The organism is Microbacterium sp. SCPM-O-B-15248 (M128), from assembly GCF_058214835.1.
In genome coordinates this window covers 103,361-126,960 of record NZ_JBYQLI010000011.1, presented here as the reverse complement: position 1 = coordinate 126,960, position 23,600 = coordinate 103,361, and the positions used below count along the sequence as shown (strand labels likewise).

Sequence of the window (23,600 nt, the reverse complement as noted above, 5' to 3'; positions counted from 1 at the left end):
ACGATCTCGAGGATGCCGGGCGCGCCGAGTTCGCCGCGCGCTACGGGATCCTCCCCCTCTGATCCGTACGGGCGCGCCAGGCCCTGGACACCGGTGGCGGGATGTGCCAGCGTCAGCGGAGTCGCCGATCCCCCGGCGCACGAGGACGGGAGTCTCATGACCGACCACACCGCATCCGACCGCCCGGACGACGACGCCCCCGACGCCGACAGCAACGGCGCCGGCTCGGAGTCACCCGAAGAGGGTGCCGCGGCGCAGCACGACGCCGACGAGTCCGCCGACACCGACGCGTCCCCCGCCGGCCCGATCGACTGAGTCGCCCCGCTGTCGGACGGATCCGGCAGCGGGCCACGGCCCCCCTACCCGGGCGCGAGCTGATCGTCCCGCGGAGCGAGGTCGGGGCGCAACCGGGTCCCGAACTCGTGACGCAGCGCGCTGAGCGCTGCCTGCCATCCGGCGAGCCCGTGGACACCCGGGCCGGGGCTGGTCGACGACGAACACAGGTACACGCCCCGCACCGGTGTCCGCCACGGGTCGGGGCTGTACACGGGCCGACCGACCAGCTGTGGCAGCGACGGTGCGCCCGCCGAGATGTCTCCGCCTGGGAAGTTGGGGTTCCACCCGGCGATGTCGACCGCCGTACGGGACGACGAAGCCAGGATCGTGTCGCGGAACCCGGGAGCGAAGCGCTCGATCTGCGCGACGACGGCCGCTTCGCGGTCGACGGCGCTCCCCGCCGGGACGTGCGTGTACGCCCACAGCACGTGACGTCCCGCGGGCGCACGGGTCGGATCGAACAGCGACGGCTGCGAGGCCAGCACGTACGGCGCGTCCGGCAGCTCCCCGCGGACCACCGCATTCTCGGCCGCGGCGATCTCGGCGCGCGTCCCGCCGATGTGAACCGTCCCCGTCCGGGCGACATCGGGATCGGCCCAGGGCACCGGGGCGGACAGAGCGAAATCGATCTTGGCCACCCCACCGCCGTAGCGGAAGCGCTCCATCGCACGGCGGTACGCCCACGGCATCCGGTCACCCACCAGCCGGACGAGGGCCCGCGGAGTGACGTCCAGCAGGACGGCACGCGCGGGGGGCAGCTGCCGCACGTCGGCGACGTCGACACCCGTGTGCACGACACCCCCGTGCGCGCGCAGATCGGCGACCATCGCATCGGTGATCGACTGGCTGCCCCCGACGGGGATCGGCCAGCCGCGACCGTGCGCATAGGTGGCCAGGACCAGTCCCGCGCCGCCGGCCGCCAGGCTCGGCTGCGCCAGGATCGAGTGCGCCGAGACGCCCGTGATCATCGCCGGAGCCGTGTCCTCACGGAATCGTGCGTTCCACCAGGGGCCACCCTGCTCGAGGGCCCGGAGACCGAAGAACACCGCCGCGAGAGGGTCACCGGGTACCCGCAGCAGCGCGTTGCCGGTGAAGTCGGCGACCCCCCGCAGATGCGACACGAGCGGTGACATGAGTCGCGTGTACGCCGCTCCGTCACGGCCGATCGCCTCGGCCGCGCGGTCCAGGTCGCGGAAGGCCAGGCCGGCGCGGGCGCCGTCCAGCGGGTGGGCGAACGAGACCTCGGGGACGATGAAGGGGATGCGCCGTTCCAGCCCGAACTCGCGGAAGAACCACGACTCCAGGGCGAGCGGATGCACCGCCGACCCCAGATCGTGACGGAATCCGGGGAGAGTCAACTCGCCGGTGGATGCCGCGCCGCCGAGCGTCGTCTGACGCTCGTACAAGGCGACCGACAGCCCGGACCGCGCCAGGGTCACCGCGGCGGCCAGACCGTTCGGGCCCGACCCCACGACGATGGCGTCATAGCTCTCGCTCATCGCTGCACCGGCTCCTGCTCCGCCGTCGAGGCCCGGCCGATCGCCGCGGCGCCCCCGGTGGTTCCGGGAGCCCCACCCTCGGCCAGGTATGCCAGCCGGTGGAGCGTCTCGGCATTGCGCCACCGGGTGATCGCGTCGAACACCACGTCGGGCAACAGCTTCGTCGGCCCCGTCACCGGCTCTTCCTGCAGACGCACGACGCACACCTCACCGCGCGCCTTGACGTCGATCGAGACCCGCGCGACGCCGATGGGACCCCCGTGCGGCTCGAGGACCGCGCGGTACGGAGGCTCCCACACGCGCATCACGGTCGTGTCGTTCACGAGCGCGGGCCAAGAGCCGAACGAGTGATGAAGCTCCGCCCCCTCGGCCGGCCACGCCTCGGAGACGTCGCGCATGCGCGAGGCACCCACCACCCACAGCGGATACAGCCATCCGTTGGCCAGGACGCGGAAGACATCGTCGGGTGAGCACTGCAGCAGTCGCACGTTACGAGCCATCGGGGGAACTCCTCCTCGTCCCCGGTCCGAGAGAGCGGCCGGAGCCCGGACTCCCGACCGGATACCGACCACGCTACGGGGCCGCGGGCCGAGAGGTCACGATGGTTGCGCGGGCGCCCGGCGACGGTTAGCGAGCTTCTCGGCGAACATCGCCTCCCGGGGATACACCCTGTCGCCGACGATCGGTAGGCCCTCCCCGACCCGGCGCGAACGGAGCAGGGTGGATGCATGATCTCCTCGGCCCCCTCGCCCATCGATCCGCCGACCACCCCGAACACGCCCGGAGCCCCCGGCCTGCCCGGTGCCCCGGACTTCCCCGGCATTCCCGCCGAGCCGTCCGCTCCGAACCCCGCAGAGCCCGCCGTGCCCGTGCCGACCGAGCCGACCGTGCCCCTGCCGCCGGAGCCCGCCCCCGATCCGTCGGGAGTCACCGGCGGCGACGCGTCGGCCGGGACCGCCGAGCCGGATGCCGATAACGCGGTCGAAGAGGACGTGATCGACGCCGTCGACCCCGGCGGGCAGCCCGACTGATCCTCCGAGCGAACGATGAGGGGGCGAGCACCGTCGGTGCTCGCCCCCTCATCGTTCGGGACAACGGCTCGCGCCGCCGCGATCAGGGATTGCCGCGGGTCCACAGGAGGAGGATCGCCACGACCTGCAGGGCGAGGCATCCGGCCAGGATCGCCGCCCGCCGTCGAGGAGTAGACGACCAGCGGTCGTCGGCCATGAGCGGTGCCATCGGCATCAGCAGACGGAACGTGCTCTGCTGCGGCAGGAAGACCGCGAAGATGTAGACGCCGTAGCTGAATGCGTACGCGACCACCATGAGACCCAGGCGGCGGACCGGTCGCGACCACAGGAGAGCCGCGAAGGCCACGATGAGGGCGATGACCAGCACGATGCCCACGACGCCGAGGTGGGTGCCCGCCTGACGGAACCACGGCGTGAACGGCGTGAACTCGCCGTTGCCGACGTAGTCGAGCCACCATCCGAGCTCGGTGCGGATGTAGGCGTTGTGGGTGCCGGTGATGTACTGCGCGATGTGGTTCCAGGACAGACCGGCCACCGCGATGGTCAGACCGGTCGCCATCAGCGAGGCCCACTCGCGCACCGGGAACGGGTCGACCCGACGGCGGAAGAAGCGCACGAGGAAGATGATGCCGAGAGCGAGGCCGAGCGCGAGGATGCCGGGGCGCGTGTAGGCGGCGACGAGCGCGATCGGAAGGATCGAGAGGTACTTCCTCTTGATGGCCAGCAGCATGCCACTGAACAGCAGGAGCATGAACAGGCCCTCGCTGTACCCGAGCACGAACAGGAAGGACATCGGCGCGAACGAGAAGAACACCACGGCCCACCAGGCGGCGCGGGGCTTCGTGACGGTACGCAGGAGCAGGAACATCACCCACGTGGCCCCGAGACCGGCCGCCAGGCTGATCAGCACGGCGGCGGGCTGCCACCCCAGGCCCGTGGCGCCGGAGAGCGTGCGCACGAGGAACGGGAAGACCGGCAGGAACGCCCAGTTGTTGGGCAGGATGTCGCCGGAGACGTTCATCGGCAGCGACATGGGATACCCCTGCGCGGCGATCTGGCCGTAGCGGTCGGCATCCCACCCGGTGAGGAAGTCCCAGAACGTGCCCAGACGCTCGCTGTCGGGCCCGAAGCCCCAGCGCGACGCCTTCGCGATGGAGTAGAACCCCCAGAGGAGTCCGAAGTTCACCGCGCGGGCGATGGCCCACAGGAGCAGCACGCGGACGAACGCGCCGCGCTCGATCGGCTCGACGCCCTGAGGCTTGCGCAGGACGTCGCGCCCATATTGCTGGAGTGCGCGCCCAGGGCGCGAGTCGAGCAGCCGGCGACCGCGCTCCCGCAGCGGGGCGAGGCGGTCGTCGGTGGGGGCCGGTCGTACGGTGGGGACCAGCTCGCTCGGCGGTGCGCTCACTCGGAACCTTTCACGTGGGGAGAAGTGGGCTGCTGACGACGGTGTCCGGCCCGGACAAGTGCATGTGGGGCAGATCGTACCGGATCAACACGTACGTTCCTCCCGGTTGACTTTCAGGAAATGCCTGATCAGTGAGCGTCACTCACGACCTTCAGGCCCACCACGCACCCCACGAGCCCGAGGATCAGCAGGATCTTCACCACCGAGACGGGCTCAGCTCCCCCCACCATCGCCCACCCCACGGTCAGCGCCGCGCCGATCCCCACCCACACGGCGTACGCCGTCCCGGTCGGGATCTCCCGCATGGCCCACGCCAGCCCGCCCATGCTCGCCACCAGCGCGACGCCGAAGACGATGCTCGGGCCGAGCTTGGTGAATCCCTCCGAGCGGCCGAGCGCCGTGGCCCACACGGCTTCGAGGACACCGGAGACGACGAGAACGATCCACGACATGACAGAGCTCCTTGGCCAGTCTTGTCGCAGTCCGGGTACTGATCCCTCGTCCGGTGACGCGGTGTGCGCCGGATCCGACGGTAGCAAACGCTCCTGGGCACCACCCGTGCACGCCGACCCGGGCAGAAGCGGCTCAGATCAGGAAGATCGACACGGCATCCGGATTGTGGGCGTGCACGAGCACGCCGAACACGACCGCGTCGAAGAGCAAGTGCACCGTCACGACGTACCACAGCGACCGCGTGCGCAGGAAGAGGAACCCCTGCACGAGCGCGAAGGGGATGGTCAGCACCGGACCCCACGCTTGGTAGCCCAGCTCCCACAGGAAGGATACGAACACGATCGCCTGGAGCACGTTGGCGCTGACGTCCGGGAAGTGCCGACGGAGCAGGGCGAACACCGTGCACACGAAGAACAGCTCGTCCCAGATGCCGACGGCCCCGACGCCGACGAACAGGCGTGCGATCAGCTCCGGGGTGTCCACCACCGGCCAGTTCATGTACACGCCGGACGTGACGAAGTAGAACGGCAGGATCAGCCAGCCGAGCACGATCACTCCGGCGAGCCACGCCCACTGCCACCACGCCCAGCGTCCGCCGCCGCGCCAGGGGAAGCGGATCGCCCGGTCGTGGAAGACGAACCGGGACAGGACGTAGGGAAGGAGGACGGCGCCGCCGAGGGCGAGCGTGAACCGCACGAAGGCCGCATCGTCGAGCTCGGCCTTGAGGGGAATGAGACTCACGACGAACTGCCCGAGCGCGATGAGGAACACGTCACGGGCGATGCTCGGGACCGGATCGGACCGCTGTCCGGGCCGGATCGGAACACCCGCGCGTCGGTCGACGACGACCGCGGATGCCACGGCGAGAGCCAGCACGATCCAGCCGAGCCACACGATCTGGACGACGAACAGCACCGGGGCCGCGAGACACACCACCACCGCCGGCACGAGCTTCGCCGTCCAGGTGCGGCGGGCGTGCTCGGGCTCGACGGCGTGCGAGGTCATGGCGTGCGGCGCGTGTAGGTCAGATCGCGGATGTCGCGCCCGACGCGCAGCCCCTTGCGCTCGAACGCGGTGAGGACCCGACCATCGAACCGCTCGGCCCACTCGCCCGGGAAGCCCCGCTCGAACTCCACGGCCTCGTCGAGCACGGCGCGCATCTGATCGGCGTAGTCCTGCCAGTCGGTCGCGAGCCGCAGAGTGCCACCGGGCCGCAGCGCCTGCGCCGCGATCCGGGCGAACTCGGGAGCGACGAGGCGACGCTTCGTGTGCTTGTTCTTGTGCCACGGATCGGGGAAGAACACCCACAACTCGTCGACGGATGCCACGGGGAGCATATGCTCCAGGACCTCGGGGGCGTTGGCCTCGACGAGGCGGAGATTGCGCAGCCCCTCGCGCTCGGCGTCGAGCATCGTGCGCGCCAGGCCGGCGGCGAAGACCTCGACCGCGAGGAAGTCGGCATCGGGCCGCGCGGCCGCGGCCGAGACGATCTGGTGCCCCTGACCGGAGCCGATCTCCACGATCAGCGGCGCGCGGCGCCCCCAGACCTCGACCGGATCGATCGCCGATCCCGGTCGGACGCTCGTGGCCGCGGCATCCCGCTCCACCGACAGCAGGTAGAACGGCGAGAGCTCGGCCCACGCCCGATCCTGCGCCTCCGACATGCGACCGCTGCGGCGGACGAACGACACCGGACGGTCGCGGTAGACGGGGGTCTCCATGGCATCCAGGGTAGGCGACGCCTGCGGCGCACCGTCGTCGTGCGGGTCGCGCGACTGCTCGCGGGACTTGCGGCCGCTCACGGGATGGTCACGAAGTCGATGAGCTCTTCGACACGGCCGAGGAGGGCCGGTTCGAGATCGCGGAACGTGGTCACGCGCGACAGGATGTGCTGCCAGGCGCGGGCGAGGTCGGCCTGCTCCTCGGCGGGCCACCCGAGCGCACGGCACACGCCCGCCTTCCACTCGATGCCGCGGGGTACCTCCGGCCACGCGGCGATGCCGAGCGCGCGCGGCGTGACGCACTGCCACACGTCGACGAAGGGGTGACCGACGATCCGCACGTGCGCACCGTGACGGCCGCGCGCGATCTTCTCCGCGATGCGCGACTCCTTCGAGTTCGGCACGAGGTGGTCCACGAGCACGCCGTAGCGGCGCTCGGCGGTCGGGGGCTCGGCATCCAGCGCCTGCTCCAACAGATCGACGCCCTCGAGGAACTCCACCACGACGCCCTCGGCGCGCAGGTCCGCACCCCAGACCTTCTCGACGAGTTCGGCGTCGTGCTTGCCCTCGACGAAGATTCGGCTGGCCCGAGCGGTGCGCGCGCGCTGATCCGATGCCGCGAAGGATCCGGAGGCGGTCCGGGTGCGGCCCTTCGGGGCGGCGGTGGGCGCGACGAGCACGGCCGGCTCGCCGTCGACGAGGAACCCGCCGCCGAGCGGGAAGAGCCGACGCAAGCCGCGGCGGTCCTCCAACTCGACGTTCATCCCCTCCAGGCGGGTGACTGCTCCGCAGAATCCGTCACCGGCGACCTCGACGACCAGATCGACGGATGCCGCGACCTGAGCCGCTTTCTTCCGACCGGCGTCGCGCCAGCCGCGGGCGAGCACATCGGTGCCGTAACGATCGTCCATGGGGGGTACCTCCGAACGCCCGAGCCTATGCGGCGGGCGCGTACGCCCGGAGCGGACGCGCCGATCCTTCCCGGGTGTCGGAGGGGCTTTATAGAGTGGGTTCCTCAGCGCCGAAGGGGAATGCATGCGAAAGCCGAAGACGGCCGCGATCATGGCGGGTCTGGTGATCGCGACGGCGTCCGTCCTCGGTCTGCCCGCCGTGGCCTCCGCGGTCGAGCCGCCGCCGCTCGGATCGAGCTACGTCCTCGATCAGGCCGACGTGCTCACGAACGCGCAAGAGGCCGAGGTGCAGTCGCGTCTGATCCGATTGGCCGAGCAGACGGGTCTCGACATGTGGGTCGTCTACGTCGACGAGTTCACGCAGCCCGCGGCCGCCGAGGACTGGGCCAACGAGACCGCCAACCGCAACAATCTCGGCCCGCATCAGTACCTCCTCGCCGTCTCGGTCGATGGGCGCGCCTTCTATCTCTCGGGCGACGTCGACGACGGCACGCTGTCGGCGTCGCAGCTGGCCACCATCGAGCAGGACCGCGTACAGCCCGCGCTGGCGGCGGGCGATTACGCCGGTGCGGCCGACGCCGCAGCGACGGGGATCACGAGCGCGGCTCGCGGTGCCGAGCCCGCTGCTCCCACGCCCGCCGGGAGCGGCCCCGACGTCGCCCTCATCGCGCTGGTGGTGTTCCTCGTCCTCGCCCTGGGCGGCGGTCTGCTGTGGCTGTGGCTGCGCCGTCGACGGGGCACCCCGGCGGGCGCCGGCGCGTCCGCGCGCGAGAGCATCGGCGATCTCGCCCGTCGCGCCGGATCCGCCCTCGTGGCCACCGACGACGCGATCAAGACGAGCGAACAAGAGCTCGGCTTCGCCCGCGCCCAGTTCGGCGACGCGGCCGCCGCGCCGTACACCGACGTGCTCTCCCAGGCCAAGGCCGACCTCGATCGCGCCTTCACGATCTCGCAGCAGCTCGACGACGACATCCCCGAGACCGACGACCAACGCCGCGCGGGGTACGCCGAGATCCTGCGGCTGTGCGCGGCGGCCGACGCGGGCCTGGATGCCAAGGCCGCCGCGTTCGAGGAGCTGCGGGCCCTCGAATCCGACGCCCCCGCCGCACTCACCCGTGCACGCGAACGTCACGCGACGGTCACGGCGGCGCTCGACTCCGCGGCGATCGAGCTGCGGTCGTTGAGCGAACGCTACGCCGACGATGCCCTGGCCACCGTCGCCGACAACCCGGCACAGGCCCGGGCCCGCCTGGATCTGGCCGCGCATCAGTTCGCGACGGCCGAGACCGCGATCGCCGCGAGCACGACCGGCGAGGCGGCGGTCGCGATCCGCACGGGAGAATCCGCCGTCGCCCAGGCCGAGAGCCTCGAGGACGCCATCGCGTCACTGTCTGCCGACCTGGCGACCGCCGAGCGTCGCGCGACCGACCTCGTCGCCGAGATCGAAGGCGACATCGCCGCGGCGGCGGCGCTGCCCGACCCGGACGGTCAGGTAGCGGGCGCGGTGGCGACCGCGCGCGCTCAGCTCGACGCCGGGCGCGCCGCCCTGGCTCCGCCGCGGCCGTCGCCGGTGCGCGCCCTCGCGGCGCTCGAGCAGGGCAATGCCGCGATCGACACGGTGCTGAACGCCGCGCGCGACGAGATCGCACGGCGGCGCCGCGCGGAGTCGCAACTCGACACCGTGCTGGTGCAAGCGCGCGCCCAGGTCTCGGCGACCGAGAGCTTCATCTCCGCCCGACGGGGAGCGATCGGACCGACCGCCCGCACCCGGTTGGCCGAGGCCGGCGCCGCCCTCGTTCAGGCCGAGCAGCTGCGCACCGCCGATCCCGTCGCGGCGCTGTCGTCCGCGCAGCGCGCCGCGAGTCTCGCCGGTGAGGCCGCCTCGCTCGCGCAGAACGATGTCGGAGCGTTCGAGAGGACCCGAGCGGGTGGGGCCGGCGGCGACATGATGGGCGCGATCCTCGGCGGGATCGCCGTCAACGCGCTCCTCGGCGGCGGATCCCGCTCCCGCGGGGGCTTCGGCGGCGGCGGCCTGGGCGGAATGATGGGCGGAGGCGGCGGCCGATCCCGGTCGGGCGGTTTCGGTTCCGGCGGATCCCGCGGACGTTCCGGAGGATCCTCGTCGGGCGGGTCCCGCGCCCGCCGCGGAGGGGGCCGCTTCTGATCGCCCTCACGCGGCCATGAGGGCCGTCACAGAAAACTCGTAGCATCCCCCACCAGACTCGACACCGTCGCCTCAGGAAGGAAATCCCGCATGGCCAAGCAGTCCATCTTCGGTCGCATCTCGACCCTCGTCCGCGCGAACATCAACTCGCTCCTCGACCAGGCCGAGGACCCGCAGAAGATGCTCGACCAGCTCGTCCGCGACTACTCCAACTCCATCGCCGATGCGGAATCGGCGATCGCCGAGACCATCGGCAACCTGCGCCTGCTCGAGCGCGATCACCAGGAAGACGTCCAGGCCGCCGCCGAATGGGGCAACAAGGCCCTCGCCGCCAGCCGCAAGGGCGACGAGCTGCGTGCCGCCGGCAACGCGGGCGAGGCCGACAAGTTCGACAACCTCGCCAAGATCGCTCTGCAGCGGCAGATCACCGCCGAGAGCGAGGCCAAGGCCGCCGAGCCGACGATCGCTTCGCAGACCGAGGTCGTCGACAAGCTCAAGGACGGCCTCAACGGCATGAAGACCAAGCTCGAGCAGCTGCGGTCCAAGCGCAGCGAGCTGCTGGCGCGCGCCAAGGTCGCCGAGGCCCAGAACAAGGTCCACGACGCCGTCAAGTCGATCGACGTGCTCGACCCCACGAGCGAGCTCGGCCGGTTCGAGGACAAGATCCGCCGCGAAGAGGCCCTCGCCGCGGGCAAGCAGGAGCTGGCCGCGTCGAGCATCGACGCGCAGTTCAACGCCCTCGAAGACGTCGGGGAGCTCACCGAGGTCGAGGCGCGTCTGGCCGCGCTGAAGACGGGCGGCCCCCAGCGCGCCGCCATCGACGCACCGAGCCCCGACCTCTGATCGTCGCGGGAGCGCACCGTCCTCGCGGCGGTGCGCTCCCCTTCTCCGACAGGCACCCCATGACGCGTTTCGTCATCGCCCCGCAGTGGCAAGGTTCGTCGTCCTCGCGTGCGATGCAGCTGATCGACGGGGCCGAGGCGATCGCCGGCGACCTCCCCCGCGCCGCGACCGTCGCGATCGAGACGCCGGCCGAGGCCGGCGACGCCCAGGGGACGAAGGTGCTCCGCGCCAGTGCCCTCGCCCGCATGCGCGAGCGCATCCACGACACCGTCGTGGCGGTCCGCGGCGAGCACACGGTGACGATCGGCGGAGACTGCGGCGTCGCCCTCGGGGCGGTCTCGGCCACCGCCGGCGACGATCTCGCAATCGTCTGGATCGATGCGCACGCCGATCTCCACACCCCTGAGTCCTCGCCCAGCGGAGCGTTCCACGGCATGGTGCTGCGCGCCATCCTGGGCGACGGGGTCGACCCCCTGCGCCTCCGCCCCGGCATCCCGCCCTCGCGCATCGTGCTCGCGGGCACCCGCGCCCTGGACGACGACGAGCAGGGCTACATCGACGAGCACGGCATCCGTATGGTCCCGGCATCCGGGCTGGCCGATCCCGACGTCCTCGCCGACGCGGTCGTGGCCACCGGCGCGTCGCGAGTGTTCGTCCACCTCGACCTCGATGTCCTCGACCCCGCCGAGATCAGCGGCGTCGCCCTTCCCGAGCCCTTCGGGGCCCGCGCGGCCGACGTGGTGGCCTCGATCCGCAGGCTGCGCGAGCGCCTCCCCCTCGCGGGAGCGACGATCACGGAGTTCTCGCCCGCCTCACCGGCGGCCGCTGTCGACGACCTCGGCACGATCCTGCGCCTGGTCGGGGCGCTGGCATGAGCCCGATTCCCCGCCCGCCCGCGGGCTGGCGTGAGCGAGCCGATCGCGCGGTCGCGCGGGGCCGGCGTCTCGACCGTCTGATCCCCCCTCCACTGCTCGACTCACGCCTCAGCCGACTCGGCTTCCTCTACGGGCGCACGGTGGGCTGGGTGTGGGGCTCGCTGTGGAGCACCGGCCGCATCGAGCGGCGGAACGGACTCTGGGTCTTCCGGGGACTCCCCGCCTGGGCGTTCCCGCGCGGCGGGGTATGCGTGGGGGACTGCTTCCTCACCGGGGACGTCCCGCCCAGCGACGCGGTCCTCGGGCACGAGGCCGTGCACGCCCGCCAGTGGCGCCACTACGGCATCCTCATGCCGGTGCTGTACCTCTTCGCGGGCCGTGACCCGCTGCGCAACCGCTTCGAGATCGAGGCGGGACTCGTCGAGGGCAACTACGTGCCGCGCGGAGCCTGAGCCGAGCGGAGCGTGACGCGCGACCACGACGTGCCGCACGGAGCATGAGCCGCGCGACCGTGACGGGGAGCGTGAGCCCGCGGCCGCGACGCGCCCGGCGGAGCCTGAGCCCGCGGCCGCGACGCGCGGTCCCGGGCGGAGGAGCGGCGTCAGCGAGCGGTCGCGAGACCGAAGCGCGCGGGCGTGTGAATGCTGCCCGCGTCGACGCCGTGCCGAGAAGTGAGCTCGTCGACGATCTCCACCGTCCCGAGGTAGGCCCCGAGCAAGAAGATGCGGGTCGCGTCGTCGTCGCAGCACAGCATCTCGCCGGCCCAGCCGGCGACCGCGCGGGTGAGGGCCTGACCGGGCGCGCAGCCGCGGCCGGTGCCGGGGGCGCCGCCACGACGCGAGCGGTCGAGCCACGTGACCGTCATGCGCGCGGGTGCCGCGATCGCGGCGATCCAGGTCTCGTCGGGCACCTCGACGAAGATGCGGCCGGTCGAGCAGATCGGCAGCGTCGACAGCAGCGCCTCCATCTCGGCGAGAGAGTTCTCGTCGGCCGTGATGAGGTGCTGCACACGGGTGTGGCGCGAGGATCGGCAGGCGGCGTCGTTGTGCTCGGCAGAGACGGACATGATGGCATCCACTATACCCGCGATGAAGGGTTGCCTAACCTGTGTTGCCGCCCTGAGGCGGTGGCCGCGGAACCGGTCGCGTCACTCCACGAGAGCGTCCCGCAGGCCGGCGAGTTCGTCGTCAGTCACCCCGTGGGCCCGGAGGAATCCGGCGGGCGAGCCGTGCTCGGCATCCAGGCGTTCCAGGAGCGCGCGCATGACCGGCGCGGGAGAGCGGGTCGCCAGTTCTTCGGCGTGCCGGTTCTCGGGGTGCAAAGCGCGGATGCCGGACACGATCAGGCGATTGCGTTCGGCGGGGAGCAGGGACTCGGTGCGTGCGTAGTCCGCGACCACGGCGTCGCGGTCCACACCGGCCGCGGCGAGCGCGATCGCGACGGTGACGCCGGTGCGGTCCTTGCCGACGGTGCAGTGGACGAGCACGGGTTGCGCTCCCGCGATCGCGCGCACCGCGGCGACGATCCGCGCGGGCGAGTCGGAGATCAACTCGTCGTACAGCTCACCGAGGCTGATGTCGCGTTCGAAGAACGACTCGACCGACCCGAGGAACAGCGGCAGGCGGCGCACGTCGACGTCGAGTCCCGTGAGACGGCTCGGCGCGTGGCGCACTTCGTCGTCGTCGCGGAGGTCGACGATGCGCCGGAGTCCCAGCGCGCGGAGGGTCTCGAGGCCCTCGTCGTCGACGTGCCGCAGGTTGCCGGAACGGAAGAGCACGCCCGAGCGCGTGCGCCCCGAGCCCGCCGGCAGTCCCCCGACGTCGCGGAAGTTCGTCGCGCCCGAGACGAGCGTGCTCACGCCGCACCCCCGTGGTCGTGCGGGGCGCGGGGCGGCACCGGGTAGCGGCCCGCGATCGCGACGCGGTTGAAGGCGTTGATCGACACGAGCACCCAGCTCAGGGCGACGTATTCGTCTTCACTGAGGATGCCGCCCGCCCGGTCGTACACCGCGTCGGGGATGCCCTCGTCATGGATGAACGTGAAGGACTCGGCGAGTTCGAGGGCGGCGCGCTCGCGCTCGTCGAAGACCCCCGACTCACGCCAGGTCGCGATCTGCGCGATGACATCGGCGTCGAGGCCCGCCCGGACCGCGGCATCCACGTGCACACGGACGCAGTAGGCGCACCCGTTCAACTGCGACGCGTGGATCTGCACGATCTCGCGCAGCCGCGCATCGATTCCCGCGGCGGCGGCGATGCCCCCGACGGTCTGGGAGAAGGCTCGCAGCGCGGCGTACGCCTCGGGAGCCTTCTTCGACAGATGCACGCGCCGTTCCTCGCCCATGGCCCACAGCCTACGGCGCACCTCGGACACCGCGCCGGGGCCGACGCGCTCTCCCCACGGCATCCGTATCGAGAACAGGCGATGCACCCGGAACAGGGCGAAGCCGCGCGAATGGGCCTGTCCTGGGCACACCGCCTGTTCTGGTGCCACGTGTCGCCGGGCATCGAGCGAGCTGGCGACCGCGGCGGCGCGGTGACAGGCTGGCAACATGCCCGAGACCGACGAGTTCTCCTTCCTCCCCGCGCAGGCCGCCGGCGCCGGCACCGCGCTCCCGACCGTCGCGCGCGTCGAGTTGACGCTCTCGGACGGGCGCACGCTGAGCGGGTTGCGGTGGGGCGAGGCTCCCCCGCGGGCGACGTTCCTGCACGGTGCCGGGCTGAACGCCCACACGTGGGACACCACGCTGCTGCACCTGGGCGTCCCGGCGCTCGCTCTCGATCTCGCCGGACACGGCGATTCGTCGTGGCGCGAGGATGCCGCCTACGTCGCGCGCGTTCTCGCCCCCGATATCGCGGCGGCTCTGGACGCGTGGACCGACCGGCCGCAGGTCGTCGTGGGCCACTCGCTGGGCGGGCTCACGGCGGCCGCGCTCGCGGCATCCCGTCCTGACCTCGTCGCGCGGCTCGTGATCGTGGACATCACCCCCGGCATCGACCCGAGCGCCGGCCCGGCGCAGCTGCGGGCGTTCTTCGCCGGGCCCACCGACTGGGCGTCGCGCGACGAGCTCGTCGAGAAGGCACTGGCGTTCGGACTGGGCGGGGCGCGCGAGGCCGCCGAACGCGGAGTCTTCCTCAACACCCGCGTGCGCCCGGACGGCCGCGTGGAGTGGAAGCACCACTTCGCCCACCTCGCCGCCGCCGCGGCGGCTTCGGACACCGACACGACGACTCCGGATGCCGTGCGCGCGGTGCTGGCGTCCACGGGCTGGGACGACCTCGCCGGCGTGCGCGCGCCGCTCACCCTCATCCACGGAGATCACGGTTTCGTCACGGCAACCGACGCGGACGAGCTCGTGCGCCGGGCACCGGATGCCGAGGTGCGTGTCGTGCCGACCGGGCACAACGTGCAGGAGGAGGACCCGGCCGGCCTCGCCGCGTCGGTGCGGGAGCTGCTCGAACGGGAGTGAGGACCTCGAGACGGCCCGTCCCGCAGTGTCACACACGGCGGCGGCCTCGAACGGGTGAAAGTAGGCTGTCCTCACCCCACACCACGGCACCACAGCACACCCGGATGCCGTCGGCCTGCGAAAGGATGATCCCGCAATGCTGCGCCGCCCCGCCCTTGCCACGAGCGCGCTCCTGATCGGAGCCCTCCTGTTCACCGCGTGCACCGGCACGTCGACCCCGCCTGCCGCGACGGGGGCACCCGATCCGAACGCCACGCTCACCGTGCGCCTGTCGCTGGAGCCGTCCAACCTCGACATCCGCCGCACCAGCGGTGCCGCCCTGGAGCAGGCCCTCGTCGACAACGTCTACCAGGGGCTGGTGACGCGCAACGGCGACGACGACAACGCGATCGTCCCCGCCCTGGCGACCGAGTGGACCGTCTCCCCCGACGGACTGACGTACTCCTTCACGCTGCGCCCGGGCGTGACGTTCCACGACGGCAGCGCGCTGACCGCCGACGACGTCGTCTCGTCGCTGCAGACCGCGAAGGACGATGCGACGATCCAGAACAGCGCCGACCTCGCCGGGGTGGCATCGATCGCGTCGCCCGACCCCACGTCGGTCGTGATCACCCTCGCGCAACCGAACATGGATTTCCTGTTCTCCCTCACCGGTCGCGCCGGCCTGATCTTCAAGAACAACGACGCCACGAACTTCTCGACCGCCACGAACGGCACCGGCCCCTTCACCGTGTCGTCGTGGAACACCGGACAGAGCCTGACCCTCACCCGCAACGACGCCTACTGGGGCGACAAGGCGGGCGTGGCCGAAGTCGTGCTCGATTACATCCCCGACCAGAGCGCGGCGATCAACGCGGCCGTCAGCGGAGACGTCGACGTCGCCCTCGAGATCGACCCCGAGCTGCAGGGTCAGCTCGACGGCACCGGCAACTTCCAGATCGAGTCGGGGCTGACCACCGACAAGGGCACGCTGGCCTTCAACAACGCCCGCGCGCCCCTGAACGACCAGCGCGTCCGCGAAGCCCTGCGGCTGGCGATCGACCACCAGGCGCTCATCGACACCCTCGGCGCCGGCCAGACCCTCTTCGGCCCGATCCCGCCGCTCGACCCCGGATACGAAGACCTCTCGGGCAGCATCTCGTACAACCCCGACCGCGCGCGCGAGCTGCTCGCCGAAGCGGGGGCCGAGAACGTGAACCTCACCCTCACGATCCCGAGCGTCTACCCGACCTCGATCGCGACGTTCCTGGTCTCGTCGTTCGCCGATATCGGTGTGACGCTCCAGGTGCAGTCGGTCGACTTCGGCACGTGGCTGCAGAACGTCTACACCAACCACGACTACGACCTGAGCTTCGTGCGGCACGTCGAGGCGCGCGACTTCGGCAACTGGGCCGACCCGTCGTACTACTTCGGCTACGACAACGCGCAGGTGCAGAGCCTCTACGCCCAGGCACTGGCGACGACCGACGAGCAGACCTCGGCGGACCTGCTGAGCGAGGCCGCCCGGATCGTCTCGGACGAGGATGCCGCCGACTGGCTGTTCCTCTCGACGCCGCTCACCGCGGTCGCGACGAACGTGGCGAACTTCCCGAAGAACTCCCTCAACGTGCGCCTGCCCCTCGCGGGTGTGACGGTCTCGTCGGAGTGATCCGGTACGCGCTGACACGGCTGGGCCTGCTCGTCCTGGGCCTGGCCGTGTCCAGTGCGCTGATCTTCCTGTCGCTGCGGGTCCTTCCCGGCGACGTGGCGCTCCTCATCGCGGGCACTCAAGCCACGTCCGAGCAGGTCGACGCGCTGCGCGAGAGCCTCGGGCTCACGCAACCGCTGTGGCAGCAGTACCTCGACTGGATCGCCGGGATCCTCCGCGGCGACCTGGGCTCATCCCTCGTCACGGGGGCCTCGGTGACCGCCGAGCTGCTCGACAAGGCGCAGGTCACCGCGCCGCTCGCGGCCCTCTCGATGACCGTCGCCCTCGCCGTGGGGCTGCCGTTCGGGGTGCTGTCGGCCGTGCGTCGCGGGCGTCCCGACGGCACCGCCCTCAGCGTCGGCTCGCAGGCCCTCGCGGCCGTCCCGGTGGTGTGGGCGGGAATGATGCTCGTGGTCGTCTTCGCCGTGTGGCTCGGATGGCTCCCCCCGCAGGGCTTCCCGCGCGCGGGCTGGGGCGACCCGGCCGCGGCGTTCCGCGCGCTCGTGCTGCCCGCGGTCACGATCGGTGTCGTCGAGGGTGCGATGCTGCTGCGATTCGTCCGCAGCGCGACGCTCCAGGCGATGGGCCAGGACTACGTCCGCACCGCCGCCGCCAAAGGCCTGACCCGCACGCGTGCGCTGCTGCGCCACGGCCTGCCCAACGTGGGCCTCTCGGTGGTGACGGTGCTGGGCCTGCAGATCGCCGGAATCATCGTGGGCGCGGTCGTGATCGAGCAGTTGTTCACCCTTCCGGGTGTGGGACGGATGCTCGTCGCCGATGTCGCCGCTCGCGACCTCCCCAAGGTGCAGGGCGAACTGCTCGCTCTCACGGCGTTCGTGCTCGTCATCGGCTTCCTCGTCGACCTCGTGCACCGCCTCATCGACCCGCGGCAGAGGGAGGCCTCGTGAGGACGCTGCGCCGGCTCTGGAGCATCGGCACCGGGCGCTTCGGCATCCTGGTCGTCGTCGCCATCGCTCTCACGGCGCTCGTGTCGCTGGTGTGGACGCCGTTCGATCCCGCGAGCGTCGACGCGCGAGCGCGCTGGGCCGACCCGTCATGGCTGCACGTGCTGGGCACCGACGGGAACGGCCGCGACATCCTGAGCCTGCTGATGGCGGGCGCACGCACGACCGTGGTGGTCGCGGTGGGCGCGGGGGTCGTCGCTTCGCTGCTCGGGATCGCCCTCGCCGCTCTCGGGGCGCTCACCGCGCGGTGGGTGCGCGAGAGCGTGGCGGTGCTCGTCGACATCCTGGTCGCCTTCCCCGTACTCATCATCGCGATGATGATCACCGCGGTGTGGGGCGGCTCCCTCGGCGTCGTCATCTGGTCGGTCGGGATCGGCTTCGGCGTGAACATCGCCCGCGTCACTCGACCCGAGCTGCGGCGGGTGCTGCACAGCGACTTCGTCCTGGCCGGTCGCGCGAGCGGGCTGACCCCCCTGCAGAATCTCGTGCGCCACCTGCTCCCCAACGTCGCCCCCGTCTTCATCGTGCAGTTGTCGTGGGGCATGGCCGTGGCCGTCCTGGCCGAAGCGGGGCTGTCGTACCTCGGCTTCGGCGCCCCGATCACGCAGCCGTCGTGGGGCGTGCTGCTGAGCGATCTGCAGGCGTACATCTCCGTCCACCCGCTCGCGGTGGTGTGGCCGGGCCTGGCGATCACGGTGACGGTGCTCGGGCTGAACCTGCTCGGCGACGCGCTCCGCGATGCCGCCGACCCGACGCTCTCCGAACGCACCCCGCAGGCCCGCACGCACGTCCCGGTGGTGGTGTCATGAGTCTCGAGGTCGAGGGACTGCGCATCGAGATCGGCGGCCGCTCGGTCGTCGACGGCGTGAGCTTCGCGGTGCCCGACGGCGCGCGGGTCGGACTCATCGGCGAGTCGGGCTCGGGCAAGTCCCTCACGGCCCTGGCGGTACTGGGTCTGCTCCCGGATGCCGCGACCGTCTCGGGCAGCATCCGCTGGAACGGCCGCGAGATCCTCGGCCTGCCCGACCGCGAGCTCGCCCGGCTCCGCGGCGACGACATCGGCATCGTGTTCCAGGAACCGCGGACGGCCCTCAACCCCATCCGCACCGTCGGGCGCCAGATCGGCGAGTCGATCCGCATCCACGAGGGCGTCTCGCGGAGGGAGGCCCTGCGGCGGGCCGTCATCGAGGCCGCGCGGGTGGCACTGCCCGAACCCGAGCGGATCGTCTCGCGCTACCCGCACCAGCTCTCGGGCGGCCAGCGCCAGCGCGTGGCCATCGCCATGGCGCTGGCGTGCCGTCCGCGCCTGCTCATCGCCGACGAACCGACCACCGCCCTCGACGTGACGATCCAGGCCGGCATCCTGTCGCTCTTGCGCTCCCTGGCCCAGGATGCCGGAATGTCGCTCGTCTTCATCACCCACGACCTCGCCGTGCTCGCGCAGGTCGCCACGCACGCCGTCGTCCTGGAGCACGGCCGGGTCGTGGAGCAGGGGGCGGTCGCCGACCTGCTGCGCGCTCCGGCGTCCCCGGTGACGCAGGCCCTGCTGCGCGATGCGACCGCGACCGTGTGGCATCCGGAGATCGATCGGGGCCGACCCGAAAGCGAACGGGAGAGCGGATGAGCGACACGATCCTGCACGCGCGCGGACTCTCGCGCACCTACCTCACCCCCCGCACCCGCGGCTTCGGCCGTGCCGAACGCACCGCGGGACTGCTCGACGTCGACGTCTCGGTGCGCGCCGGGTCGGCGGTGGGGATCATCGGCGAGTCCGGCTCGGGCAAGTCCACCCTCGTGCGTCTGCTGCTCGGACTCGACGCCCCCACGGCCGGAACGGTCGAGGTCGAGGGGCGCGCGGTCGACGCGGGCGGCTCCGCGCGGTCGCTGCACTGGCTGCGACGGGCCACGGGCATCGTGCTCCAGGACCCGTACGCCTCGCTGGACCCGCGCATGAGCGTTGGACGCATCGTCGGCGAGCCCCTGTGGGCTCTGGGAATCGAGGGCGATCGACGGGCGCGTGTGCGCGAGGTGCTCGAACAGGTCGGTCTCGACGCCGACGTGGCCGAGCGGTTCCCGCACGAGTTCTCGGGCGGGCAGCGTCAGCGGATCGCCCTCGCCCGGGCGATCGTGCACCGTCCCCGCATCCTCGTCGGCGACGAGCCGCTGTCGGCGCTCGACGTGACGGTGCGGGCGCAGATCCTGCGGCTCATCGCACAGCTGCGGGCGGAGGAACACATGACGCTCGTGCTCGTCTCGCACGACATCGGCGTCGTGCAGAACGTGTGCGACCAGGTCGTGGTGATGAAGGACGGCCGGGTCGTCGAACAGGGCCCCACCGAGAAGGTCCTGCTGCAGCCGCAAGCCGCATATACGCGCCGGCTGCTGGCGTCGGTGCCCACCCTCCCCGCCTGAGCACCGTCACGAAAACAGGCTGCGCACCGAGAACAGGCCGATCCCGGCCGGATCACCCTGTTTCCGCGGCATCCCCTGTTTTCAGCGCGCGGATGCCGCGTTCCGGACGCCGCGGCCCCACCCGGACGCCGCGGCCGAACCTCGACGCCGCGGCCGGTCCCCAGGCCGTGACCAGAACAGGCTGCGCGGCGAGAACAGGCCGATCCCGGCCGGATCACCCTGTTTCCGCGGCATCCCCTGTTCTCGATGCAACGCGTGCCACGGCCCGGACGCGGCAGTCCCACCCCGACGCCGCGGCCCCAACCTCGACGCCGCGGCCCCAACGCCGCACCCCCACCTCAGGCCGTCACCAGAACAGGCTGGGCACCCACAACAGGCCGATCCCGGCAGAATCGCCCTGTTTCCGCGGCATCCCCTGCCGTCGAGGCAACGGATGCCGCGATGTCGGCGGCCGGCGCTAGCCTCTGCCCATGACCCCCGGCATCGTTCCCCCGTTCCTGCTCGATCGGCTCGCTTCCACCGACGATCCCCGCCTCGCGCGCGCCGCCGCCGCCGCGCGGAAAACCCTCGCGATCCCCCGCCCCGAGCGCTCGACACGCACGCGCCTGCGGCTGTCGATCGACGGCGGAGCGCTCGTCGCCGAAACCGGGCCAGCCCCCGACCGCGTGATCTCCGACGCCGGCAACAGCGAACGTCTGCCCGGTCGACGGGTGCGGACCGAAGACGATGCGCCGACCGGTGACCGCGCGGTCGACGAGGCCTATGACGGACTCGGCGCGACGTTCGACTTCTTCTGGGATGCCTTCGCGCGCAACGCCATCGACGGCGCGGGCGGCTCGCTGTCGGCCACCGTCCACTTCGGCGACGACTACGACAACGCCTTCTGGAACGGCGAGCGGATGGTGTTCGGCGACGGCGACGGCGACGTGTTCATCGGGTTCACCCGGTCTCTCAGCGTCATCGCGCACGAACTCGGGCACGGCGTCACCGAGGCCGCCGGGGGCCTGGAATACCAGGGGCAGTCGGGGGCACTGAACGAATCGCTCTCCGACGTCTTCGGCGTGCTCGCCGAGCAGCACGCGCGGGGGCAGCGCGCCGACGAGGCGTCGTGGCTCGTCGGGGCGGGGATCTTCGCCGACGCCGTCCAGGGCGTGGCGCTGCGCTCGATGTCGGCACCGGGAACCGCCTACGACGACGACGTGCTCGGCGCGGATCCCCAGCCCGGGCACGTGCGCGACTATGTCGAGACCGACGACGACAACGGCGGCGTGCACATCAATTCGGGCATCCCGAACCGGGCCTTCTTCCTGCTGGCCACCCGCCTGGGCGGCTTCGCGTGGGAGCGCGCGGGGCTCATCTGGTACCGCACCCTCACGTCGGGAACGCTGCCGCTCACCGCTGACTTTGCCGCCTTCGCCGCGGCCACGCGAGCGACCGCGGCGGCGGAGTACGGTGAGGAGTCGGAGGAGGTCGACGCCGTCCGAGCCGCGTGGGCGGGAGTGGGCGTCGAAGAGGATGCCACGACCTGACGGCCCCGACGACGCGCGTTTCGTCGTGGTCGTCGTGCGTTCCGGCGGCATCGCGGGCCTGTCGAAACGCTGGCGCGCCGAACCCGACCCCGACAGCCGCCCGCGGTGGCGGGAGCTCGTGGAGAGGTGCCCGTGGGACGCGCCTCCCCCGCCCGCGTCGGGGGCTGACCGCTACCAGTGGCGCATCGAGGTGCAACGCGGCGACTCCACCGTCCACCAGGCGCGCTTGGGCGACGGGCAGATCGCGGGGCCGTGGCGGACGCTCGTCGACGAGGTGCGTCAGGCGGCTCCCGCCGCGCGTGGCTGACTCCGGCCCCTACCGCGCGTGGGTGACTCCGGCCTCAGCCGCGCGCGGCTGACTCCGGCCCCTGCCGCGCGTGGCTGACTTCGGTCCCCCGCCGCGCGTGGGTGACTCCGGCCTCAGCCGAAGAGCTTCCGGCGCTTTTTCTTCGAGGGGATGCTCTTCTGCAGATAGACCACGCCGAGCCAGCGGCCGAACTTGAAGCCGACCCGGCCCATGCGGCCGACCTCGACGAAACCGAGTTTCTCATGCAGGGCGATCGAGGCGTCCGCCCCCTTGTCACTGATGGCCGCGACCATCTCGCGGATGCCCTTCTCGGCACACGCGTCGATGAGCGCTTCCAGAAGCGCGCGCCCGAGACCCTTGCCCGCGGCGGCCTGCCCCAGGTAGATCGAGTTCTCGACGGTGTACCGGTACGCCGACTTCGATTGCCACGGCTGCACGAGGGCGTAGCCGAGGATCTGGCCGCTCGGCGATTGCGCGACGAGGAACGGCAGATCCAGCTTGTGGAGCGTCGTGAACTTCTCGCGCCACTTCGCGATCGACCAGGCCTTCTCGTCGAAGGTGACCACGGAGTTGCGCACGTAGTAGTTGTAGATCTCGCGGATGTCGGGGATGTCCGCCTCGGTCACGCGGCGGATCTCGTACGCGAACGGCCGCTCCGGCTCGGGCGCCCGCCGCAGGTGCGCGGGGAGCCGGCGTCGGGTCTTCTCGTACTCCTCTTCCAACACGCACGCCACTTTACGGGGCGGCGGGTTTCGGGCGGATGACCGCCGAGCCGCTCAGGCGGGCAGACGCCAGTCCACGGGAGCCGCGCCCTGCTGCTCGAGCAGCGCGTTGACGCGCGAGAACGGGCGGGAGCCGAAGAAACCCCGACTGGCCGACAGCGGCGAGGGATGAGCGGATGCCACGATCGCGGTGTCGCCGAGCAGGGGCGTGAGGTTCGCGGCATCCCGCCCCCACAGCACGGCCACGAGCGGCGCGTCCCGGGCGACGAGGCGGCGGATCGCGTGCTCGGTGACGCGCTCCCACCCCCAGCCGCGGTGAGACGCGGGGGCACCGGGCGCGACGGTCAGGACCCTGTTGAGCAGCATGACGCCCTGCTCTCCCCAGGCCGACAGGTCGCCGTGCGGCGCGGGCGCGATGCCGAGGTCGTCCGACAGCTCACGGTAGATGTTCGACAGGCTGCGCGGGAGCGGCCGCACGTGCGGGTCGACGGCGAACGACAGGCCGATCGGGTGGCCCGGGGTGGGGTACGGGTCCTGCCCCACGACGAGCACGCGCACCGCGTCGATCGGGGTACGGAACGCCCGCAGCACCAGGTCGCCCGCGGGAAGGTACGGGTTCCCCTCGGCGCGGAGCCGCTCGCCGAGCGCGGCGATGTCCTCCGCCACCGGTGCGAGGGGCTCCACCCACGAGGCGTCGATGAGGCCCGCGTCGGCGAGCTCGGCGAGGGACTTCGCCGTCACGCGGCGTCTTCCTCGTGCACCGACCCCTGGAACGACCACGGGAAGTCGATCCACAGCGAGGTGTCCTTCCACGAGTAGTCGGGGGCGATGATCGTCGTCGGCTTCGAATAGATGACCGCCGAGCGGGCATCGGCACCGTGCCGGTCGAGGAGCTTCACCGCCAGGTCGAGGGTGCGGCCGCTGTCGGCGACGTCGTCGACGAGCAGCACGCGGCGGCCCGCGAGGTACGACAGGTCCAGCGCGGGGGGCAGTACCTCGGGCGCGTCGAGGACGGTCCCGACGCCGGTGTAGAACTCCACGTTCAGCGCGCCGCAGTTCTTCACGCCCAGGCCGTAGGCGATCGCGCCGCCCGGGAGCAGCCCGCCGCGGGCGATCGCGACGACCACCTCGGGCCGGAATCCGTCGGCGACGATGGCGCGGGAGATCTCTCGCGTCGCGACGCCGAAGTCCTCCCAGGTCAGCCGTTCGCGCTCATCCGTCGTCTCCGCCACGCGGATCCCCTCTCTTCGTGTGTCTTTCACCCTAGG

Annotated in this window: 27 protein-coding genes and 1 riboswitch; of the genes, 14 read left to right on the top strand and 13 right to left on the bottom strand. The window is 71.8% G+C overall.

What is annotated here, in order from left to right:
- The first annotated feature begins 156 nt into the window (after positions 1-156).
- Entirely contained in the window at positions 157-315 is a 159-nt protein-coding gene (locus AC3E6M_RS16245; RefSeq protein ID WP_171024413.1) for a hypothetical protein, read from the top strand.
- A 44-nt stretch (positions 316-359) separates the two neighbouring features.
- On the opposite strand, the gene AC3E6M_RS16240 is transcribed toward AC3E6M_RS16245, so the two are convergent.
- Together AC3E6M_RS16240 and AC3E6M_RS16235 are read right to left on the bottom strand one after the other, a co-directional pair.
- Positions 360-1,835 carry a phytoene desaturase family protein gene (locus AC3E6M_RS16240; RefSeq protein ID WP_490530516.1) on the bottom strand — a complete coding sequence of 492 codons (1,476 nt, stop codon included), beginning with the start codon at positions 1,833-1,835 and terminating at the stop codon, positions 360-362.
- Entirely contained in the window at positions 1,832-2,335 is a 504-nt protein-coding gene (locus AC3E6M_RS16235; RefSeq protein ID WP_230007376.1) for an SRPBCC family protein, read from the bottom strand. Before AC3E6M_RS16235 ends, AC3E6M_RS16240 begins: the two co-directional genes overlap by 4 nt.
- A 228-nt stretch (positions 2,336-2,563) precedes the next feature.
- On the opposite strand from AC3E6M_RS16235, the gene AC3E6M_RS16230 reads away from it, so the two are divergent.
- Positions 2,564-2,866, top strand: a complete 303-nt coding sequence (locus AC3E6M_RS16230; RefSeq protein ID WP_490530515.1) for a hypothetical protein — start codon at positions 2,564-2,566, stop codon at positions 2,864-2,866.
- Positions 2,867-2,948: 82 nt separating this feature from the next.
- Here AC3E6M_RS16230 and AC3E6M_RS16225 read toward each other — a convergent pair whose 3' ends face one another.
- The 5 genes from AC3E6M_RS16225 to AC3E6M_RS16205 form a co-directional block, all read right to left on the bottom strand.
- The gene (locus AC3E6M_RS16225; protein WP_490530514.1) at positions 2,949-4,274 is read right to left on the bottom strand and encodes a hypothetical protein; all 1,326 of its coding nucleotides are present in this window, start codon (positions 4,272-4,274) and stop codon (positions 2,949-2,951) included.
- A 128-nt stretch (positions 4,275-4,402) separates the two neighbouring features.
- Positions 4,403-4,726 carry a DMT family transporter gene (locus AC3E6M_RS16220; protein WP_292900793.1) on the bottom strand — a complete coding sequence of 108 codons (324 nt, stop codon included), beginning with the start codon at positions 4,724-4,726 and terminating at the stop codon, positions 4,403-4,405.
- 10 nt (positions 4,727-4,736) lie between these two features.
- A riboswitch (guanidine-III (ykkC-III) riboswitch) is annotated at positions 4,737-4,801 on the bottom strand.
- A 58-nt stretch (positions 4,802-4,859) separates the two neighbouring features.
- Positions 4,860-5,732 (bottom strand): CPBP family intramembrane glutamic endopeptidase, encoded by an 873-nt coding sequence (locus AC3E6M_RS16215; protein WP_138173263.1) that lies wholly within the window; start codon positions 5,730-5,732, stop codon positions 4,860-4,862.
- Positions 5,729-6,448: a tRNA (guanosine(46)-N7)-methyltransferase TrmB gene (gene trmB / locus AC3E6M_RS16210; protein ID WP_490530522.1), complete on the bottom strand. Its 720-nt coding sequence runs from the start codon at positions 6,446-6,448 to the stop codon at positions 5,729-5,731. The genes AC3E6M_RS16215 and trmB overlap by 4 nt, the downstream gene beginning before the upstream one ends.
- A gap of 77 nt (positions 6,449-6,525) precedes the next feature.
- Complete coding sequence (locus AC3E6M_RS16205) at positions 6,526-7,359, bottom strand: DUF3097 domain-containing protein (protein ID WP_490530513.1); 834 nt, start codon at positions 7,357-7,359, stop codon at positions 6,526-6,528.
- 124 nt (positions 7,360-7,483) lie between these two features.
- Between AC3E6M_RS16205 and AC3E6M_RS16200 the strand changes: the two genes are divergently transcribed.
- The 4 genes from AC3E6M_RS16200 (at position 7,484) to AC3E6M_RS16185 (ending at position 11,693) form a co-directional block, all read left to right on the top strand.
- Positions 7,484-9,523 (top strand): TPM domain-containing protein, encoded by a 2,040-nt coding sequence (locus AC3E6M_RS16200; RefSeq protein WP_490530512.1) that lies wholly within the window; start codon positions 7,484-7,486, stop codon positions 9,521-9,523.
- A 90-nt stretch (positions 9,524-9,613) separates the two neighbouring features.
- A complete protein-coding gene (locus AC3E6M_RS16195; RefSeq protein ID WP_138173269.1) occupies positions 9,614-10,366 on the top strand; it encodes a PspA/IM30 family protein in 753 nt (250 codons plus the stop codon).
- Between the two features lie 59 nt (positions 10,367-10,425).
- The gene (locus AC3E6M_RS16190; RefSeq protein WP_490530511.1) at positions 10,426-11,241 is read left to right on the top strand and encodes an arginase family protein; all 816 of its coding nucleotides are present in this window, start codon (positions 10,426-10,428) and stop codon (positions 11,239-11,241) included.
- On the top strand, positions 11,238-11,693 hold the full coding sequence (locus tag AC3E6M_RS16185) for a Fe-S oxidoreductase (protein WP_138173273.1): 456 nt from the start codon (positions 11,238-11,240) through the stop codon (positions 11,691-11,693). Before AC3E6M_RS16190 ends, AC3E6M_RS16185 begins: the two co-directional genes overlap by 4 nt.
- A 149-nt stretch (positions 11,694-11,842) precedes the next feature.
- Here AC3E6M_RS16185 and AC3E6M_RS16180 read toward each other — a convergent pair whose 3' ends face one another.
- The 3 genes from AC3E6M_RS16180 to AC3E6M_RS16170 all read right to left on the bottom strand — a co-directional run bounded on the left by AC3E6M_RS16180 (position 11,843) and on the right by AC3E6M_RS16170 (position 13,584).
- A complete protein-coding gene (locus tag AC3E6M_RS16180; protein WP_138173275.1) occupies positions 11,843-12,307 on the bottom strand; it encodes an SIP domain-containing protein in 465 nt (154 codons plus the stop codon).
- 81 nt (positions 12,308-12,388) lie between these two features.
- Entirely contained in the window at positions 12,389-13,099 is a 711-nt protein-coding gene (locus AC3E6M_RS16175; RefSeq protein ID WP_138173277.1) for a tyrosine-protein phosphatase, read from the bottom strand.
- Positions 13,096-13,584, bottom strand: coding sequence for a carboxymuconolactone decarboxylase family protein (locus AC3E6M_RS16170; protein WP_138173279.1), 489 nt, complete (start codon positions 13,582-13,584; stop codon positions 13,096-13,098). Before AC3E6M_RS16170 ends, AC3E6M_RS16175 begins: the two co-directional genes overlap by 4 nt.
- Positions 13,585-13,792: 208 nt before the next feature.
- Here AC3E6M_RS16170 and AC3E6M_RS16165 point away from each other — a divergent pair, with 208 nt between their 5' ends.
- From AC3E6M_RS16165 to AC3E6M_RS16130, 8 genes are all read left to right on the top strand, one after another.
- Complete coding sequence (locus AC3E6M_RS16165; RefSeq protein WP_490530510.1) at positions 13,793-14,710, top strand: alpha/beta fold hydrolase; 918 nt, start codon at positions 13,793-13,795, stop codon at positions 14,708-14,710.
- 136 nt (positions 14,711-14,846) lie between these two features.
- Entirely contained in the window at positions 14,847-16,358 is a 1,512-nt protein-coding gene (locus AC3E6M_RS16160; protein ID WP_490530509.1) for an ABC transporter substrate-binding protein, read from the top strand.
- Entirely contained in the window at positions 16,355-17,305 is a 951-nt protein-coding gene (locus AC3E6M_RS16155) for an ABC transporter permease (protein ID WP_138173285.1), read from the top strand. The genes AC3E6M_RS16160 and AC3E6M_RS16155 overlap by 4 nt, the downstream gene beginning before the upstream one ends.
- Positions 17,302-18,171: an ABC transporter permease gene (locus tag AC3E6M_RS16150; RefSeq protein ID WP_138173287.1), complete on the top strand. Its 870-nt coding sequence runs from the start codon at positions 17,302-17,304 to the stop codon at positions 18,169-18,171. The genes AC3E6M_RS16155 and AC3E6M_RS16150 overlap by 4 nt, the downstream gene beginning before the upstream one ends.
- On the top strand, positions 18,168-18,986 hold the full coding sequence (locus AC3E6M_RS16145; RefSeq protein WP_490530508.1) for an ATP-binding cassette domain-containing protein: 819 nt from the start codon (positions 18,168-18,170) through the stop codon (positions 18,984-18,986). The genes AC3E6M_RS16150 and AC3E6M_RS16145 overlap by 4 nt, the downstream gene beginning before the upstream one ends.
- Positions 18,983-19,774: an ABC transporter ATP-binding protein gene (locus tag AC3E6M_RS16140; RefSeq protein WP_138173291.1), complete on the top strand. Its 792-nt coding sequence runs from the start codon at positions 18,983-18,985 to the stop codon at positions 19,772-19,774. Before AC3E6M_RS16145 ends, AC3E6M_RS16140 begins: the two co-directional genes overlap by 4 nt.
- 470 nt (positions 19,775-20,244) lie before the next feature.
- On the top strand, positions 20,245-21,303 hold the full coding sequence (locus tag AC3E6M_RS16135) for a M4 family metallopeptidase (protein ID WP_490530507.1): 1,059 nt from the start codon (positions 20,245-20,247) through the stop codon (positions 21,301-21,303).
- The gene (locus tag AC3E6M_RS16130) at positions 21,290-21,610 is read left to right on the top strand and encodes a protealysin inhibitor emfourin (protein WP_490530506.1); all 321 of its coding nucleotides are present in this window, start codon (positions 21,290-21,292) and stop codon (positions 21,608-21,610) included. The genes AC3E6M_RS16135 and AC3E6M_RS16130 overlap by 14 nt, the downstream gene beginning before the upstream one ends.
- 113 nt (positions 21,611-21,723) lie before the next feature.
- On the opposite strand, the gene AC3E6M_RS16125 is transcribed toward AC3E6M_RS16130, so the two are convergent.
- From AC3E6M_RS16125 to AC3E6M_RS16115, 3 genes are read right to left on the bottom strand one after another with little or no spacing between them, the layout of a single operon-like run.
- Entirely contained in the window at positions 21,724-22,335 is a 612-nt protein-coding gene (locus AC3E6M_RS16125; RefSeq protein WP_138173297.1) for a GNAT family N-acetyltransferase, read from the bottom strand.
- Between the two features lie 51 nt (positions 22,336-22,386).
- Complete coding sequence (locus tag AC3E6M_RS16120) at positions 22,387-23,073, bottom strand: uracil-DNA glycosylase (RefSeq protein ID WP_138173299.1); 687 nt, start codon at positions 23,071-23,073, stop codon at positions 22,387-22,389.
- A complete protein-coding gene (locus tag AC3E6M_RS16115) occupies positions 23,070-23,564 on the bottom strand; it encodes a phosphoribosyltransferase (protein ID WP_138173301.1) in 495 nt (164 codons plus the stop codon). The genes AC3E6M_RS16120 and AC3E6M_RS16115 overlap by 4 nt, the downstream gene beginning before the upstream one ends.
- Between the last annotated feature and the right edge of the window lie 36 nt (positions 23,565-23,600).

Excerpts from the sequence above, each read along its gene's own strand:
- AC3E6M_RS16245 (WP_171024413.1), top strand. The coding sequence starts at position 157 with ATGACCGACCACACCGCATCCGACCGCCCGGACGACGACGCCCCCGAC.
- AC3E6M_RS16240 (WP_490530516.1), bottom strand. The coding sequence starts at position 1,835 with ATGAGCGAGAGCTATGACGCCATCGTCGTGGGGTCGGGCCCGAACGGT.
- AC3E6M_RS16235 (WP_230007376.1), bottom strand. The coding sequence starts at position 2,335 with ATGGCTCGTAACGTGCGACTGCTGCAGTGCTCACCCGACGATGTCTTC.
- AC3E6M_RS16230 (WP_490530515.1), top strand. The coding sequence starts at position 2,564 with ATGATCTCCTCGGCCCCCTCGCCCATCGATCCGCCGACCACCCCGAAC.
- AC3E6M_RS16220 (WP_292900793.1), bottom strand. The coding sequence starts at position 4,726 with ATGTCGTGGATCGTTCTCGTCGTCTCCGGTGTCCTCGAAGCCGTGTGG.
- AC3E6M_RS16215 (WP_138173263.1), bottom strand. The coding sequence starts at position 5,732 with ATGACCTCGCACGCCGTCGAGCCCGAGCACGCCCGCCGCACCTGGACG.
- trmB (WP_490530522.1), bottom strand. The coding sequence starts at position 6,448 with ATGGAGACCCCCGTCTACCGCGACCGTCCGGTGTCGTTCGTCCGCCGC.
- AC3E6M_RS16205 (WP_490530513.1), bottom strand. The coding sequence starts at position 7,359 with ATGGACGATCGTTACGGCACCGATGTGCTCGCCCGCGGCTGGCGCGAC.
- AC3E6M_RS16200 (WP_490530512.1), top strand. The coding sequence starts at position 7,484 with ATGCGAAAGCCGAAGACGGCCGCGATCATGGCGGGTCTGGTGATCGCG.
- AC3E6M_RS16195 (WP_138173269.1), top strand. The coding sequence starts at position 9,614 with ATGGCCAAGCAGTCCATCTTCGGTCGCATCTCGACCCTCGTCCGCGCG.
- AC3E6M_RS16190 (WP_490530511.1), top strand. The coding sequence starts at position 10,426 with ATGACGCGTTTCGTCATCGCCCCGCAGTGGCAAGGTTCGTCGTCCTCG.
- AC3E6M_RS16185 (WP_138173273.1), top strand. The coding sequence starts at position 11,238 with ATGAGCCCGATTCCCCGCCCGCCCGCGGGCTGGCGTGAGCGAGCCGAT.
- AC3E6M_RS16180 (WP_138173275.1), bottom strand. The coding sequence starts at position 12,307 with ATGTCCGTCTCTGCCGAGCACAACGACGCCGCCTGCCGATCCTCGCGC.
- AC3E6M_RS16170 (WP_138173279.1), bottom strand. The coding sequence starts at position 13,584 with ATGGGCGAGGAACGGCGCGTGCATCTGTCGAAGAAGGCTCCCGAGGCG.
- AC3E6M_RS16165 (WP_490530510.1), top strand. The coding sequence starts at position 13,793 with ATGCCCGAGACCGACGAGTTCTCCTTCCTCCCCGCGCAGGCCGCCGGC.
- AC3E6M_RS16160 (WP_490530509.1), top strand. The coding sequence starts at position 14,847 with ATGCTGCGCCGCCCCGCCCTTGCCACGAGCGCGCTCCTGATCGGAGCC.
- AC3E6M_RS16145 (WP_490530508.1), top strand. The coding sequence starts at position 18,168 with ATGAGTCTCGAGGTCGAGGGACTGCGCATCGAGATCGGCGGCCGCTCG.
- AC3E6M_RS16140 (WP_138173291.1), top strand. The coding sequence starts at position 18,983 with ATGAGCGACACGATCCTGCACGCGCGCGGACTCTCGCGCACCTACCTC.
- AC3E6M_RS16135 (WP_490530507.1), top strand. The coding sequence starts at position 20,245 with ATGACCCCCGGCATCGTTCCCCCGTTCCTGCTCGATCGGCTCGCTTCC.
- AC3E6M_RS16130 (WP_490530506.1), top strand. The coding sequence starts at position 21,290 with ATGCCACGACCTGACGGCCCCGACGACGCGCGTTTCGTCGTGGTCGTC.